This window comes from Corynebacterium tapiri, from assembly GCF_006334925.1.
In the GTDB taxonomy this organism is placed as follows: Bacteria; Actinomycetota; Actinomycetes; order Mycobacteriales; family Mycobacteriaceae; genus Corynebacterium; species Corynebacterium tapiri.
The window spans coordinates 91,383-106,373 of record NZ_VDHJ01000009.1; the positions used below are offsets into that span (position 1 = coordinate 91,383).

Here is a 14,991-nt window from a genome sequence, read left to right on the forward strand (position 1 = left end):
TGCAGGACTATCCGTAGGTATCGCGCGGGCCCCGGCCTTTGACGTGCAACGCGCCCTTACGCCAGCTTGGTGCTGAGGGCCCGAAGATTTTCAGCTGCGTAATCACATCGTTGCCGATCTTGGCCGCAATCGACTGCAGAATCGTCCGCTGCATGTATTTCAGATTCGTCGCCCACGCAGTAGAGGTGCACGTGATAAACAACGCGCCGTCTTTGACCATCTCCACCTTGGTGTGCGCGGCGATCTGCTCCCCGACCAGGTCCTCCCAGTGCCCGGAGACCCACCCCACGGCAAGCTCGTGGCTCCACCCGCGCTGGGCGATCTCCTTGCCCAACACGGCACCAAGTGCTGGGACGTTCATGGATTTCGCTTGTCGACGCCCATCCGGCCCCGTCATTCGACCCGGGCCGCGATACCGCGGACGCTGGATATTTGAAAGTACATCCTGATCAGGAGAAACTCCGGGAATCGTGGCTTCTGGCACGTCCGCCAACTTCACCTTGCGCGCTGGCCTGTCCAGGCGGGGTAGCTTGTGTCCTCGCTTGCGCGCCTCCGCGCGAATGTGTTCGAAAGCATCAGCCACGGGATCGTGGCCAGCCTGCTCGCTCGTCACGATTGTTCCTCAAGAACGGAACAGCGACCCTCGTCGGTCTGTACCACGGACACGTTATGGCGCTGAATCACGGCATCGGCGAGGTTGGACGGCAAATCCTCATCAACTGCCGCGGTGATCAGGGTTTGCTCCGCCTGGGCTGCCACCGCAACTAGCTTCTCCCTGCGCTTGGCATCCAGCTCCGAGAACACATCGTCCAGGATGAGGACGGGATCGGACCCGGCCGCGGCCCGCATGACCTCAAACTCCGCCAGGCGCAGGGACAGGGCAAATGACCAGGTCTCGCCGTGGCTAGCAAAACCCTTGGCCGGCTGGTCACCGAGGTTGAGCTGCAGGTCGTCTCGATGCGGCCCCACCAGCGACATGCCCCGCTCGATTTCGCGCTGGCGGCGAGCCCCAAGCTGGCTCAGCATCGCCGCCTCGAGAATCTCTGGGTCGCCGGGGATGTCTTGGTCCTCCGGGAAAATACTGGAGCGATACTGCGCGCCCGCCGGGCGGGACTCGGGTGCGATCGAGGCGTAGGCGTCGTGGATCCGCTCGTGCAATTCACGCACCAGCTCCAGGCGGGCGGCCGTGACCTGGGCGCCGAGGTGTGCCAACTGACCATCCCACACGTCCAGGGTGGCCAGGGCACTTGCTCCGTCGGCGTCGTCATAACCACGGCGCAAGGAGAATCCGGCGTTCTTCAGCAGGGCGTTGCGCTGCTTGAGCACCTTGTCATAGTCGGCCTTCACCCCAGCCTGGCGAGGGGTTTTCGCGGCAATGATTGCATCCAAGTAGCGGCGACGCTCCGCCGGCTCACCTTTGACCAGGGCGAGGTCCTCCGGGGCGAACAACACGGAGTGCGTGACCCCCAGCAGTTCCCGGGGGGACTTCAGCCTCGTGCGGTTGATCTGAGCTTGATTGCCGGCATGCGGCTTGATCAGCAGGTGGCTGGTGAGCTCGCGGCCCTGGTTGACGGTGGTCGCAGAGATTCGCGCGTCGTTGGCACTCGTACGAACCAGCGGCGCATCGACGCTGACCCGGTGCGATCCGAGGCGCGAAAGATAGCCGATGGCCTCGACGATGTTGGTCTTGCCGTACCCATTGCGGCCGACAAACACCGTGACACCGGGGGCGAGGTCGATGTCCAGCTCGGGCCAGGAGCGGAAATCACGCAGCTCAAGGTGCCTAATGTGCACTGCGGACTTCACCCCTCACATCGAACTGCGTTTCTACCTCCACGCCGTGTCACACCGAATCGGTGACCGAGCTAGAACTTAGCCCGGCAGGCGAACCGGCATGAGCAGGTAGGTGAAGTTGGTCTCCGGTGTGGGGAACTCACCTTCGGCATTGGCCTCCGGAAGCTCCTCCGGCTCCGGAATGAGAATGGCCGGGCGCGAGGGCTCGGTGAATCCGAAAACGACGCGATCGGTGCGAACCACGGAAAGCCCGTCCTTGAGGTAACCCGGGTTGAAGGCAATGATCAGGGAATCACGCCCCGTGAAGGCACACTCCAGCGTTTCCTCGGCGTGGCCAGAGTCGGACCCGCCAGCGGAAAGAACCACCTGGCCCGGGGAAAACTCCATGCGGATCTGCGCGTTGCGGTCGGTGACCAGGCTGACGCGGCGGATTGCCTCCTGCAGGGGGGCGATGGCCACCGATGCCATGGACGTGTGCGTCTTGGGCAACAGCGGGGCGATGTTGGGAAACTCCGCATCGAGCATGCGCGTGGTGGTCTCCCGGCTACCGGAGTGCAGACCGAACAGGCCCTCTCCACCGACCGACTCGCCGGTGCCCACAGCGATCTCGATGTTGTCGCCCAGGGAGGTATCGAGCGTGCGGGCGTTGTCCTGCAAGGACTTGGCAGGGACCAACAACTTGGCCTTCACGTCAGCAGAAGCCGGTGCCCAGGACACCGTGCGCACTGCCAGACGGAAGCGGTCGGTGGCGGCGAGCTTGATGTCCTCACCGTCGATTTCCACGTTGACGCCGGTGAGCATGGGCAGCGTGTCATCGCGTCCGGCTGCAGCAGCCACCTGGGTGACAGCTTCTACGAACAGTGAGGGGTCGATGGTGCCGGTGACCTCAGGCAGGGTGGGCATCTGCGGATAGTCATCCAGCGGGATGAGCGGAAGCTCGAAGCGGGACGAACCACACGCCACCAGAGCCTTGGAGCCCTCCACCTGCAACTCGACCGGCTTGTTAGGCAGGGTGTTGACGATGTCTGCCAGCAACTTACCGGCGACCGCAATGCGTCCTTCGTCGCCGACCTCGGCGTTGAGCTTTACGCGCGTGGAAATCTCGTAATCAAAGCCAGCAAGTTCCAGGTCAGAACCGGATGCAGTGATGACCATGGCACGCAGAACCGGTTGAGTCGCCTTCGTAGGCAGGCTGCGTGCTACCCAGGCGACCGCGTTAGCGAGGTCGTCGCGGGCGACGCGGAACGACACCGTTTGCGATTCCATGTTGCTCTCCATCGAAGTTGGTGGCTAAACACATGCTCCCCTCGCGTGCGTTTTGTGTAACTCACCGGGGAGCGAATGACAGAAACCAACCTACCGCAGGCACGCGTTTATGTAATTCGCTTGGTCGGTTGTTGCTCGCTCCCGACGGTCGCGACATCGCGACAGGTCGGAGCGGGGTTTGTGCACATCCTCTGTCTCTATAGAGAAATTACAAGTTAAGAGTGGGAATAGCAGTAAGTCCTGTTCAATCTGTGGAACAAGCCCTTTCGCTGCTGGTTGCTCAGCGATTCCACTGTGTGGGAAACGATGTGTGATTTCTGTGGATAACTCGGGGTGGGTGTGGATAATTTTCGGACCCCCGAAGTTACTCACAAAAGTGTGGTTCTTTATCCACCGTCCATGCACAGCTGCAGGGCGGTTGTCCACAGCTCCCCGGCGGTGAAATGCCAAGCCATTCTGTGAGCAAGAACTCGTAATCACACTCTTGTAATTACACACCTGTGGATAACACTGTGGACAATGTGCACAACGCACGAAAAAAGCCGCCCACCAGGTCATACGGTGGACGGCTAGGCCGGTGAGCTGCTGCTAGCGGCGGTGGCGGTTTTTGATGATTTGGGTCAGGTGTTGGATCTCGTCGTACGTATCGCGCTTCTCCGTCATCTCGGAGCGGATTTTCTTGTCGGCGTACATGACGGTCGTGTGGTCCTTACCGCCAAACTCCTGGCCGATCTTGGGCAGCGATAGCTCAGTCAACTCGCGGCACAGGTACATCGCCAGCTGGCGAGCATGCGCGACCGAGCGCATCTTGCCCTTACCCGTCAGGGTCTTTACGTCGATGTTGAAGAATTCGGCGGTCGCCTCCTTGATCGCGTCTGCGGTGATCTCCATGTCATCGGAGTCCGGCAGGATGTCGCGCAGCGCGACCTCGGCGATCTGAATCGTGATCGGTTCGCTGGTCAGCGACGCATACGCGGTCACGCGGATGAGAGCTCCTTCGAGCTCGCGTATCGACGATTGAAACTGCGAAGCAATAAGTTCCAGGACCTGGCGGTCGACTCGATTGCCGTCAGCGGTTGCCTTCTTCTCCAGGATGGCAATGCGCGTTTCCAGATCCGGTGGCTGGACATCCGTGATCAACCCACCCTCAAAGCGCGTGCGCAGGCGATCCTCCAGGGTGGTTAGTTCCTTGGGAGGGCGGTCGGAGCTCAGGATGATCTGCTTGTTTGCCTGGTGAAGCGCATTGAAGGTGTGGAAGAACTCTTCCTGCGTTCCCTCTTTGCCCTCGAGGAACTGGATGTCATCCACCATCAGGATGTCCAGGTTGCGGTAGCGCCGCTTGAAGGATTCCTGGCGGTCGTCACGCACCGAGTTGATGTAGTCGTTGGTGAATTCCTCACTGGAGACGTACTTGATGCGCAAGCCCGGTTGCAGCTGGCTGGCATAGTGGCCGGCCGCGTGCAGCAGGTGTGTTTTGCCCAGGCCAGAGCCACCCCAGATGAACAACGGGTTGTAAGCACGGGCGGGCGATTCCGCCACCGCCACCGCTGCGCCGTTGGCGAACCGGTTCGACGAACCAACCACGAAGGTGTCAAAGGTGTACTTGGGGTTAAGGCTGGTCTCGCGGTTGGGATCGTGCGCCGGCCGCTCGCGGGGAAGGCGTTGCGGGGCAGGCACGGTCGGGTGACTAGCGGCCGGCTGATTGTGTCGGCGCGCTAGTTCATCGAGGTCCTGCGGAAGAGAAACAACAGGGTCCTGAGCTGGAGCGGGAGGCTCAGTCGCCGGGACAACCGGCTCGGGGGTCACCGGTTGAGCGGGTGGAGTTGATTGGGCCGGCGCGGCTTGCGGAGCATCTTGCTGCACGGTGACGGCCACGATGCATTGGCGGCCCATGCGTCGCTCGAAGGCAGCAGAGATATGTGGGCCCAGCTGTTCCTCGACAAAATTGCGGGCTTCAGTGTTGGGGGTAGTCAGGACGACGTAACCGTCGACAAGCACGGCGGGGCGGGATAGCTGCAGGTAAACCCGCTGGAGATGCGTAAAGGTAGGTACGGCGGAGTCAGATCGCTCGGATTGCTCGAGCAATTCCGCTACGACACCGCTCCAGGTGCCCTCGAGATCGGCGCTGGTGTCCGTCACTCACATCATCCAGTCTGGTCGTTGTTGTCATTTTCGTGCACAGCTGTCTGTGAATGACATGTAATTCATCCACAGCCGTCAGTGGGATAGGTTTACCACGTTCACCACGTCTTCCACACATTTATCCACAGGTGTGGAGAACGTGTCGTCCACAGTTTTCCACAACTTGTCCTCAGCCTTGTGGAGAAAATGCGGACTTCCGAAAAAGGCTTTTTACCTGCGGTAACAGCAGTTCAACAAGCAAAGTCTTAAGCATTACTTGAGAGTTATCCACAGGCGAGTGTTGTCCACAGGTGTGGGAAAAAGCGATAGCGCACATTGTTCACCACGGCTGGCGGGTCCGGCTACTCACAAAAATTCACGCTCCTTATGTGTGAAACCGCAAACCTCGAGTCTGGTGTTTTCCTGGCAGTCGGAGGACGCCGCTTACCGCAAGTGTGCTGTGGATTCGGGGTGCGACACGCCGTTGACCTGCGTAAAAACACATTCGTGTAATTACGGGGGTACCCGTCGTTCAGCGCTTTCGGCCCGGGCGTGTCGATTTGTTGCCCACCGCGGACGTCCCGTAACCTAGGCCTGTCTGCCACAGCTCGAACGCACCAGTTACACGCGGCGAGACTGTGCTCGTTTCAAGCGATTGCCTGAACCGGGACGCCCCAGCTGCGTCGAGTATTCGCCTCGGCGCCCACCCGGTTTAGAAGGTCGCGCTCGTCGTTACCCATACGACGTGCACACTTAACCGCACATCAGCGCGGTGGGCTTAATAGGCCACCGGCGAGACCGGCGCTCACCACAGCGCCCGATCCCACCGGTCGCTAGAGCCGACCGCGTACGACCAAAAGGAGAACAATCGTGGCCAAGGGCAAGCGCACGTTCCAGCCGAACAACCGTCGTCGTGCTCGTAAGCACGGCTTCCGTACCCGTATGCGCACCCGTGCAGGGCGCGCCATCGTTTCCGCGCGTCGCAAGAAGGGCCGCGCAAGCCTCACCGCTTAAGTCGCGCTACTGTGCTGCCGCGTTCGCATAAGCTGAGCTCGCCCGTCGACTTCCGGCGGACAATCAAGCTGGGTAAGCGGACCGGTGGCAAGTACTTTGTCACGCACGTGCGTGACCGCCAGGCCGAATCGCCTGCCCCCGTCGCGTTGACGGAGGGCCCGCGGTTCGGCCTTGTTGTATCCAAGTCTGTGGGCAATGCCGTGACCCGTCACGCCACGTCCCGGCGCTTGCGCCACGCCGCCTACGCGCTCATCCCGACGCTGCCGACTGGCTATGACATCGTTCTGCGTGCCCTACCGGCCGCCGCTGGAGCATCTACGCCGGAGCTGCAGCGCCAGCTTGAACGGGCCGTCGAGAAGCTACAGAAGCGTTCATGACCCAGTGGCCAAAGCGTTGGGCAATCGCTGCCGTGCGCTTTTATCAGCGCCATCTCTCGGGGCTCAAACCCGCCGCGACCTGTCGCTTTGAACCCACCTGCAGTGCTTACACTCTCGAAGCGTTGCAGGAATACGGGTTTGTACGCGGCATAGGAATGGGTGTGATTCGTCTGTTGAAGTGCGGACCATGGCATCCAGGCGGGTACGATCCCGTACCGAAGTATCCAGGGCACCCAGATGTGAGCCCGCGACACGACCACCGCTGACCAAGGAGCCTTGAACCTCAGTGCTCGATTTCATCTATTACCCCATCTCCGCCGTCCTCTGGTTCTGGCGTGAGGTCCTGACCAAGCTGGGAATGCCGCACGACGGCGGACTCACCTGGGCCCTCGCCATCATCCTGCTGACGGCCACCGTGAAGGCGATCCTGCTCTACCCGACGATCAGGTCCCTGCGCTCCACGCGCAAGATGCAGGAACTCCAGCCGAAGATGCAGGAGATCCGCCAGCGCTACAAGAACGACAAGCAAAAGCAGGCGGAAGAAACCCAGAAGCTCTACAAGGAGTCGGGCTTCAACCCGATCGCCGGCTGCCTGCCCATGCTGGTGCAGATCCCGGTGTTCATCGGCATGTTCCACGTGATCCGCTCCTTCAACCGCACGGGCGAGCAGTTCGGCGGCCTGGGGCTGACCGCGGAGGAAAACCGCCAGATCGGCAACTACTTCTTCTCTGCCCAGGACGTGCAGTCCTTCCTGGACGCCCGCATCTTCGGCGTTCCGCTGTCCACCTCGATCGGCATGCCCGCCGAGCAGTACAGCGCCTTCCAGCCCGTGGACTTCGCCCGCCTGGATATCGCCCTGGTGGCCGTCCCGCTGATCGCCGCCACCGTCATCTTCACCCACCTCAACGCTCGCTACACCCTGAACCGCCAGAAGGCGCGCATCGCCTCCGGCAAGCAGGCTGCTCCCTCCGGTGATAACGCCGAGATGATGCAGATGCAGCAGGACATGATGGGCAAGATGATGCTGTGGTTCATCCCGGCCATGACCATCTTCACCGGTTACCTCTGGCCCATCGGTCTGCTCTTCTACTTCTTCACCAACACCTTCTGGACGTTCATCCAGACCCGCCTGGTCTACGCCAAGATGGACAAGGAAGAGGACGAGGAGATCGCCCGCCGCCGCGAGTCCGCTCAGGCTACCGCTCCGGCCCCGGGTGCGCGCACCGTGGATCGCCGCTCCAAGAAGCAGCGCAAGCTCGATAACCAGCGCTCCGGCAGCACCAACGCCAGCCAGGTGATCGCCGACGACTCGGACAAGGTCTCGGATGCCTCCAACCCCTCCACCGCGGTAACTCCCGTAGACCGCAAGGCAGCGGAGAAGGCCCGCACCAAGGCTAAGAAGAAGAAAAAGAAGTAACTTTCTTTCGCTTCTCGACGACCCCGGCTACCGCGCACTGAGAAAGTGCCGGAGCCGGGGTTTTGCTGTGTCCGGGGGTAGCTGGCCTGCTCTCCGATTGGGGTGTCCGGGCCACGCGCTAAAGTCAATGAGCAGCAAACCCACTCAACGAGGAGTTCGAAGCTAACGTGTCAGCCGACAAGCAGCCCACCCCTGTCAGCCTGAATCCGCCCCCAGAGGCCGCCGCGACGATCTTTGGTGATCGCCTGCCGTTGGCAATTGAGTACCACCGCCTGCTGGCCACCGTGGGCAGCGAGCGGGGCTTCATCGGCCCCCGGGAGATCGACCGCCTGTGGGACCGCCACGTGCTCAACTGCGCCGTTATCGGGGAAGCCTTCGAGGAGGGTGCCAGCGTAGCCGACGTGGGCTCGGGAGCCGGGCTGCCGGGCATCCCACTGGCGATCGCGCGCCAGGATCTGAAAATCCGGCTGATCGAGCCGCTGCTGAAGCGTTCGACGTTTTTGAACGAGGTCGTGGACGAGCTGGGGTTGGACAACGTGGAGGTCATTCGTGGTCGCGCCGAGGATCCGGAGGTGCGCCGCGCCGGACGCGTGGATGCCGTGACCTCGCGTGCCGTGGCTCCCCTGGGCAAGCTGGCCCGTTGGTGCCTCCCCCTGGCTCATGTGGGTGGTCGCATGGTGGCCATGAAGGGAGCGTCGATTAGCGAGGAACTCGAGCGCGACAAGTACGACGTGCGCAAGGCCGGCGGAGCCGACGCCGAAATCTTCTTTGCAGGTGAGAGCGTGCTGGCTGAGCCGACCCGGCTGATTAGTATCCGGCGCGTGAAGTAGCGCTGCGGGCCACTAAGCTAGGTCGCGGTATGTCGGAACGAATCGAAGGCGTGAGCGCGCATGTCCATGGATGACCAGCAGTGGGATGACACCCCCATCGCCGCCGCGGCCCGCCGCGCCGCGCAAGTACTCTCCCCCGGTGTCTTGGAGCTGCCCAAGCCCGAGTCCACGCGACTGATTACCGTCGCCAACCAAAAGGGCGGCGTGGGTAAAACCACCTCCTCGGTGAACCTGGCTGCGGCACTCTCCCGGTGCGGGCTGAAGGTGCTGGTGGTGGACCTGGACCCACAGGGCAACGCGTCCACGGCGGTGGGTGCAGAACACCGCGCGGGAACCACGAGTTCCTACGAGTTGCTCATCGGCGAGGCCAAGCCCGAGGAGGCCATCCAGGCCTGCAGCAACGAGAACCTCTTTTGCATCCCGGCCACCATCGATCTGGCCGGCGCGGAGATCGAGTTGGTCTCGCTGGTACGCCGCGAGTACCGCCTGGCCGATGCGCTGCGCAAGGGGCACGTGGCCGAGCAGGGCTTCGACTACATCATCATCGACTGCCCGCCCTCCCTGGGTCTGCTCACGATCAACGCCATGACCTCGGTGGATGAAGTCCTCATCCCGATCCAGTGCGAGTACTACGCGCTGGAGGGTGTGGGTCAGCTCATGGGCAACATCTCCATGATCCGCGAGCACCTCAACCCCTCGCTGCACATCTCGGGCATCTTGATGACCATGTATGACGGCCGCACCAAGCTGTCCGAGCAGGTCGTCGACGAGGTGCGCGGCCAGTTCGGCGACGTGGTGCTCAAGAACGTGATCCCACGCAGCGTGAAAATCTCCGAGGCACCCGGCTACGGCCAGACTGTCATCGACTACGACCCGGGTTCGCGCGGAGCACTCGCCTACCTCGATGCCGCCAAGGAGTTTGCCAACCGTGGGGACTATGCTCCCCATGCATCGACTGGCCCGATCGGGGTCAGCCCCGCCACGCGGGCGCTTCTCGACGACCCGGACAACGGGATCGAGGAACCCGGCGAGGCCGGAGCAGTCACGGATGAGAAGGAGAACTAAGCACGATGGCAGATAAGCCCAAAAAGGGCGGCCTGGGCCGCGGTCTTGGAGCCCTCATCCCCTCTGGCCCCGGACCGGATGCCGGGGACGCGGTGCGCCCCACCATTGGCTCAGGCGCAGCCGATGTGATTTTCGGTGATGCCGGCAAGAAGAAGGCACAGGTTCCCGGAGCCCCCACCTTCAACGGCACGAACCGCACGCAGCCACCCAAGTCCATGCGCAAGGCCGTGGCCGACAAGTCCGCCGCCGCATCAGCTGCACAGGCCGCGCAATCTGAGGACTACGGCGCGCGCTATGCCGAGCTACCTATCGGCTCCATCGTGCCCAACTCCAAGAACCCGCGTCAGGTCTTTGACGAGGATGATCTGGGCGAGCTGATCCACTCCATTAAGGAGTTCGGTTTGCTGCAGCCGATCGTCGTGCGGCGTGCGCCGGACGATGACGGTTACGAGCTCATCATGGGCGAGCGTCGTTGGCGTGCGGCCTCCAAGGCGAAGCTGAAGACTATCCCCGCGATCATCCGGGACACCGCCGACGAGGACATGCTGCGCGATGCTCTCCTGGAGAACATTCACCGCGTGCAGCTCAACCCGCTGGAAGAGGCGGCTGCTTACCAGCAGCTGCTCGAGGAGTTTGGCGTTACCCAGGCCGAGCTCGCGGACCGCCTGGGCCGCTCCCGCCCGGTGATTACCAACACCATTCGACTGGTTCAGCTCCCAGTGCCCGTGCAAAAGCGCGTGGCGGCCGGCGTCCTCTCGGCTGGCCACGCCCGAGCGCTGCTGGGTGTGAAGGGCGATGAGGTAGCCGTTGCCCAGGAGCAGATTGCCGACCGCGTCGTGCGCGAGGGCCTCTCGGTGCGCGCCACGGAGGAGGCCGTCACCCTGTACAACCGGGATGGCTCCGCCCCGGCTCCACGCAAGCGCACGCCCACGCCGCCGCCGGAGTTTGCCACCGCTGCAGCCGAGCGTCTGGCCGATACCTGGGATACTCGCGTGTCGGTGACCATGGGCAAGCGCAAGGGCAAGATCGTGGTGGAATTCGGCGATCAGGATGACTTTGAGCGCATCATGTCCCTGATCGAGGGCGATAAGTAAGCCCCTCCATGTTCGCCCCGCTGCGTCCTATCGACTCCAGCATCGAAAACGACCTGGATAACCTGCATCCGCAGGCCCTGCGCAGCGTCTACTGGGAGATCGCTCCCGACATTGCGGTCAACATCGCAGCGATGGGCCACAGCCGCCTGGAAAAGGAGGCGTGGTTCTTCGCGCGCTTCGCCGACTACGGCCAGTGCGGGGTCACTCTGAGCTTTCCGACGGGTGCCCGCGCCACCGTGCTCTACTGCGCACCCCACGACGCGCCCCGCGCACAGACCCTAGAATCCGGGCCGGTTTCCGACGACGCGCAGATCATCACCTCGCTGTTCATCGACCCCCAGCTGCGTTCTCAGGGCATGGAGGCGGTTCTGCTGGACGCGGCAGTCATGAACCTCACCCACCGGGGTTTCCCGGCGGTAGAAGCCTTTGGAGTCTACGAGGGGGCCGAGGTGGAATCCTTCGACCGGCATGGGCGCGCGGGCATCATGCGTGCCGAGGAACTCATGTCAGCCGGCTTCGAGCTGGTGCGGGACCACCCGGTTATGCCCCGGCTGCGACTGGAGCTTCCTCCGGCCAGCGACATCCTCTCCGCAGCCGAAGCCGAGAGCCTGCTGCGCAGCGCCGAGATGGCGCACGCACGCTAGGAGCGCTCGGCGGCGATCAGCTCAGAGAAGTCGTAGGTGCCGGTGGGCTGGTGATCCTCGTCCAGCAGATACAGGCGCTTGACCGCCACCACGATGGCCTCGGCGATGCGGTCGCGCGCCATCGGATCGGTCAAGGTGGCCACGTCGGAGGGGTTGGTCAGGTAGCCGAGCACCACCTCGATCGTGGGCATCTGAGTCAGGCGTAGTAGCTGCCAGGTGCGGGCGTGGTTGCCGCAGTTGACCAGGTCGGTGCGGGCGGCGATCTCGCGCTGGATAAAGCCCGCAAGGGTCTCTCCGGTCAGCGAGGTCGCACCCATCTCGGAGCCGAAGTAGAACGTGGCGGCTCCGTTGGCCTTCTCATTGGGGTAACGATCGCAGTGCAGCGAGATCATCACATCCGCGTCGAAGGCATTAGCGATGTCTGCGCGCTCCTGGGGCTGAGGATCGTCGTTACGCGGGCGCGACAGAATTGTCTCCATGCCGGCGGCGATCATGCGCCCCTCGACGCGGGTCGCCAGATCCCAGAGCAGCTCCTCTTCGGTGACGTCCCCGTAGCGACCAGAGACGGTCAGGCCCTTGTTGGAGCCACCGAGAGCGGGGTCGATGACCACACGCTTGCCGGCCAGTTGTGGGCCGGCCTTGCGCACGCGCTCGCGCTCGCGGATGGCCTGGGGGGAGCCGCCGCGCACGCGACGACCCAACAGGCTCAACGCCCGCAGGGTCTTCGGGCCACAGATGCCGTCGTCCTGCAGCCCGGAGTTGAGCTGGTAGTTCATTAGCGCAGAGTAGGTGTGCTCGCCGAAGTGGCCGTCGCGGCGATGAGCGTAAAAGCCCAGCTCCTGGAGTTGGGTCTGCAGCTGAGCGACGTCGTCACCCACCAGCTCCGCACCGGGCTGGTAGTTGAGCACGCGCGCACCCAGCTCGTAGGAGGCATGACGCAGCTCGCGCAGGGTAACCGCATCCAGTGCTCCGGACGGGAAGATTCCGCGGGACTGCTGGAAAGCCTTGAGAACGTCAGCCAGCTCCTCGGTGAACTGCTTGTCACCCTCGACGAACTGGCGGGACTTCCACTCGGAGATGTCGGCCTCGTCGCCGTTGAGGTAGCCGAGTCGGGCGAGCGTCGATCGCGCTTCTGCGACTCGGGCGCTGACATCACCAACGTGAAGATTCTGCTCCACGAGGCCTCCTGTAACTACGCATAGGCATATCTCGGCGCGCGGGACTGCGCTGCCGGGTCGGCCACGGGACGTCGACAAGCCTTAGAAAACCTTCGCTCGTCCGGGCCTGGAATGGTCATGAGATTACCACTTGCGCACAGGAATACCGTGTGCGCGCGGGGTGTGGCTAGAGGTGAGCTGACAGGCGCTCGGCCAGCTCTGCCTTGCTGCGCAGGCCGGCAAATTCGTCGACCTTCTGGCCATCCTTGAAGATCATCAGGGTGGGGATGCTCATGACCTGATACATCGCGGCAATCAGGCGTTCCGAATCCACATCGACCTTGGCCACGCGAGCCTTGCCCGCGAAGTCCTCGGCCAACTCTTCGACGATCGGACCCAGCTTCTTGCACGGGCCGCACCACTCGGCCCAGAAGTCGACGAGTACGACGCCCTCTGACTCCGTCACCTCGGAGCGGAAGGTGTCCTGGGTGACGGTGATGACGTTGCCTGCAGCCATAACTGTGGTTTCTCCTACTTAAGCGTTCGGGGTGGAAGCCGCGACGAGGCCACCGAGGTACTGCTCGGCGTCCAGGGCGGCCTTGCAGCCGGAGCCGGCGGCGGTGATGGCCTGACGGTAGTGATCATCCACGAGGTCGCCGCAGGCGAACACTCCCTCGACGGAGGTGCGTGTCGACGGCTGATCCACCACCACGTAGCCGGCCTCGTTGAGCTCGACCTGGCCGCGGACGAACTCGCTGCGCGGATCGTGTCCGATGGCCACGAACATGGCGGTGGCGTCCAGGTCGGAGACCTCGCCGCTGACGGTGTCGCGCAGCTTTAGGCGCGCAACCTTGCCGTCTTCCTCCACGACCTCGTCCACGGCCTTGTTCACCAGGATCTCGATCTTCTCGTTGGCCTTGGCGCGCTCGAGCATGATGGCGGATGCGCGGAACTCCTCACGGCGGTGCACCACGTAGACCTTCTCGGCGAACTTGGTCAGGAAGGTGGCCTCCTCCATAGCGGAGTCACCGCCACCGATCACGGCGATGTTGTGGCCCTTGAAGAAGAAGCCATCGCAGGTAGCGCAGGTGGACACGCCGCGGCCCGTGAGCTCCTGCTCGCCCGGCACGCCGAGGTGGCGTGGGGCAGCGCCCGTGGCCAGGATGACGGCCCGGGCCTGGTACACATCGTCGCCCACGTGGATCTTCTTGATCTCACCGTCGAGCTCGACGGAATCGACCAGCTCCATGCGCAGGTCGGCGCCGAAGCGAATGGCCTGGGCGCGCATCTCCTCCATGAGCTCGGGGCCCATGATGCCGTTCTGGAAACCGGGGTAATTCTCCACCTCAGTGGTGTTCATCAGTTCCCCGCCGTACTCATAACCCTCGAACACCAGCGGCTTGAGCTCTGCGCGAGCTGCGTACAGCGCTGCGGTGTAGCCAGCGGGACCGGAGCCCACAATGGCGAGGTCGTGCACGGTGTCGGTCATGGTTCTCCTTTAGTAAGGCGACGTTACGTCTGGCCAATTGTAGACCGCTTGGCTGAGCCGTCCACTTGCGCGCCCGCCGCAACGGGTGCGCGCAGCCACTCAGCTGCCCGTTCCCGGGCCCGCGCCCGGCGGGACTTCATGGTGCCGGCCTGCACGCCTTCGCGCTGGGCGGCCTCGCTGACCGAATATCCCAGCAGGTCCACCAGCACCAGTGCGGCCCGGTGATGTGCGGGCAATTGTGCGAGCACGGAGCGGATGATCAGGGTGTGCTCTACGTGCTCGAAGGGGCGGGAAATCATGGCGGGGTGCAGGCGCAATGAGGTGGTGGGTTCGTCGAGAAGCGGCGACTCGCGGTGCCGACTGCCGTGGTTGTAGTCGTAGGCCTTGTTGGCCACCAGCCGGTGCAGCCACGTCGATAGCTTGGCCTCCGCGCGATAGGTGTCCATGCTTGTCGACGCCTTAAACCACGCCTCCTGCATGATGTCTTCCGCATCGTGTTCGTTGCGGGCGTAGCGCTTGGCCACCGTGGTCAAGCGGTCACGGTGGCGTTGCACGATCTGCCCGAAGGCGGCCGTGTTGCCGTTGAGAAACTGCTGCACCAACTCGTCGTCATCCGGTTCCTCCGTAGATGGCGCCGCAGAGCGCGCACAGTCCCCCGACTGAATGGTCCCGTCCATGAGATTCCCCCCGAAAAGTCATGCGGTGGACCACATGACATCACGG

General features: G+C 63.1%; 16 protein-coding genes. 8 read left to right on the plus strand and 8 right to left on the minus strand.

Annotated elements, in window-relative coordinates; all coding sequences use genetic code 11:
* Nucleotides 1–7: 7 nt before the first annotated feature.
* The 4 genes from FHE74_RS07500 to dnaA form a co-directional block, all read right to left on the minus strand.
* A complete protein-coding gene (locus FHE74_RS07500) occupies nt 8–613 on the minus strand; it encodes a DciA family protein (protein WP_139465882.1) in 606 nt (201 codons plus the stop codon).
* Nucleotides 610–1,794, minus strand: a complete 1,185-nt coding sequence (recF, locus tag FHE74_RS07505; protein WP_139465883.1) for a DNA replication/repair protein RecF — start codon at nt 1,792–1,794, stop codon at nt 610–612. Before recF ends, FHE74_RS07500 begins: the two co-directional genes overlap by 4 nt.
* Before the next feature lie 78 nt (nt 1,795–1,872).
* Complete coding sequence (gene dnaN / locus FHE74_RS07510) at nt 1,873–3,060, minus strand: DNA polymerase III subunit beta (protein WP_180339713.1); 1,188 nt, start codon at nt 3,058–3,060, stop codon at nt 1,873–1,875.
* A 588-nt stretch (nt 3,061–3,648) separates the two neighbouring features.
* On the minus strand, nt 3,649–5,199 hold the full coding sequence (gene dnaA / locus FHE74_RS07515; RefSeq protein ID WP_139465885.1) for a chromosomal replication initiator protein DnaA: 1,551 nt from the start codon (nt 5,197–5,199) through the stop codon (nt 3,649–3,651).
* 852 nt (nt 5,200–6,051) lie between these two features.
* Between dnaA and rpmH the strand changes: the two genes are divergently transcribed.
* The 8 genes from rpmH to FHE74_RS07555 all read left to right on the plus strand — a co-directional run bounded on the left by rpmH (nt 6,052) and on the right by FHE74_RS07555 (nt 11,622).
* Nucleotides 6,052–6,195, plus strand: coding sequence for a 50S ribosomal protein L34 (gene rpmH / locus FHE74_RS07520; protein ID WP_139465886.1), 144 nt, complete (start codon nt 6,052–6,054; stop codon nt 6,193–6,195).
* An 11-nt stretch (nt 6,196–6,206) separates the two neighbouring features.
* The gene (rnpA, locus tag FHE74_RS07525) at nt 6,207–6,572 is read left to right on the plus strand and encodes a ribonuclease P protein component (RefSeq protein ID WP_139465887.1); all 366 of its coding nucleotides are present in this window, start codon (nt 6,207–6,209) and stop codon (nt 6,570–6,572) included.
* The gene (yidD, locus tag FHE74_RS07530; protein ID WP_139465888.1) at nt 6,569–6,838 is read left to right on the plus strand and encodes a membrane protein insertion efficiency factor YidD; all 270 of its coding nucleotides are present in this window, start codon (nt 6,569–6,571) and stop codon (nt 6,836–6,838) included. The genes rnpA and yidD overlap by 4 nt, the downstream gene beginning before the upstream one ends.
* 20 nt (nt 6,839–6,858) lie before the next feature.
* On the plus strand, nt 6,859–7,989 hold the full coding sequence (gene yidC, locus FHE74_RS07535; protein WP_139465889.1) for a membrane protein insertase YidC: 1,131 nt from the start codon (nt 6,859–6,861) through the stop codon (nt 7,987–7,989).
* A gap of 167 nt (nt 7,990–8,156) precedes the next feature.
* Nucleotides 8,157–8,819 (plus strand): 16S rRNA (guanine(527)-N(7))-methyltransferase RsmG, encoded by a 663-nt coding sequence (gene rsmG, locus FHE74_RS07540; protein ID WP_425456336.1) that lies wholly within the window; start codon nt 8,157–8,159, stop codon nt 8,817–8,819.
* Nucleotides 8,820–8,885: 66 nt separating this feature from the next.
* Complete coding sequence (locus tag FHE74_RS07545; protein ID WP_139465922.1) at nt 8,886–9,884, plus strand: ParA family protein; 999 nt, start codon at nt 8,886–8,888, stop codon at nt 9,882–9,884.
* Nucleotides 9,885–9,889: 5 nt separating this feature from the next.
* The gene (locus tag FHE74_RS07550) at nt 9,890–10,978 is read left to right on the plus strand and encodes a ParB/RepB/Spo0J family partition protein (RefSeq protein WP_139465890.1); all 1,089 of its coding nucleotides are present in this window, start codon (nt 9,890–9,892) and stop codon (nt 10,976–10,978) included.
* An 8-nt stretch (nt 10,979–10,986) separates the two neighbouring features.
* A complete protein-coding gene (locus FHE74_RS07555) occupies nt 10,987–11,622 on the plus strand; it encodes a hypothetical protein (protein ID WP_139465891.1) in 636 nt (211 codons plus the stop codon).
* Here the strand turns inward: FHE74_RS07555 and FHE74_RS07560 are convergent.
* The 4 genes from FHE74_RS07560 to FHE74_RS07575 form a co-directional block, all read right to left on the minus strand.
* Nucleotides 11,619–12,800, minus strand: coding sequence for an N-acetylmuramoyl-L-alanine amidase (locus FHE74_RS07560; RefSeq protein ID WP_139465892.1), 1,182 nt, complete (start codon nt 12,798–12,800; stop codon nt 11,619–11,621). The two genes, FHE74_RS07555 and FHE74_RS07560, sit on opposite strands and share 4 nt — an antisense overlap.
* Before the next feature lie 166 nt (nt 12,801–12,966).
* Nucleotides 12,967–13,296, minus strand: coding sequence for a thioredoxin (gene trxA, locus FHE74_RS07565; protein ID WP_139465893.1), 330 nt, complete (start codon nt 13,294–13,296; stop codon nt 12,967–12,969).
* An 18-nt stretch (nt 13,297–13,314) separates the two neighbouring features.
* Entirely contained in the window at nt 13,315–14,268 is a 954-nt protein-coding gene (gene trxB, locus FHE74_RS07570; protein WP_139465894.1) for a thioredoxin-disulfide reductase, read from the minus strand.
* A gap of 23 nt (nt 14,269–14,291) precedes the next feature.
* The gene (locus FHE74_RS07575; protein ID WP_139465895.1) at nt 14,292–14,945 is read right to left on the minus strand and encodes an RNA polymerase sigma factor; all 654 of its coding nucleotides are present in this window, start codon (nt 14,943–14,945) and stop codon (nt 14,292–14,294) included.
* Between the last annotated feature and the right edge of the window lie 46 nt (nt 14,946–14,991).

What these genes read in the sequence shown, in the direction of transcription:
- dnaN (WP_180339713.1), bottom strand. Translation starts at nt 3,060, where the DNA reads ATGGAATCGCAAACGGTGTCGTTCCGCGTCGCCCGCGACGACCTCGCT.
- yidD (WP_139465888.1), top strand. Translation starts at nt 6,569, where the DNA reads ATGACCCAGTGGCCAAAGCGTTGGGCAATCGCTGCCGTGCGCTTTTAT.
- FHE74_RS07545 (WP_139465922.1), top strand. Translation starts at nt 8,886, where the DNA reads ATGGATGACCAGCAGTGGGATGACACCCCCATCGCCGCCGCGGCCCGC.
- FHE74_RS07550 (WP_139465890.1), top strand. Translation starts at nt 9,890, where the DNA reads ATGGCAGATAAGCCCAAAAAGGGCGGCCTGGGCCGCGGTCTTGGAGCC.
- FHE74_RS07555 (WP_139465891.1), top strand. Translation starts at nt 10,987, where the DNA reads ATGTTCGCCCCGCTGCGTCCTATCGACTCCAGCATCGAAAACGACCTG.
- trxA (WP_139465893.1), bottom strand. Translation starts at nt 13,296, where the DNA reads ATGGCTGCAGGCAACGTCATCACCGTCACCCAGGACACCTTCCGCTCC.
- trxB (WP_139465894.1), bottom strand. Translation starts at nt 14,268, where the DNA reads ATGACCGACACCGTGCACGACCTCGCCATTGTGGGCTCCGGTCCCGCT.
- FHE74_RS07575 (WP_139465895.1), bottom strand. Translation starts at nt 14,945, where the DNA reads ATGGACGGGACCATTCAGTCGGGGGACTGTGCGCGCTCTGCGGCGCCA.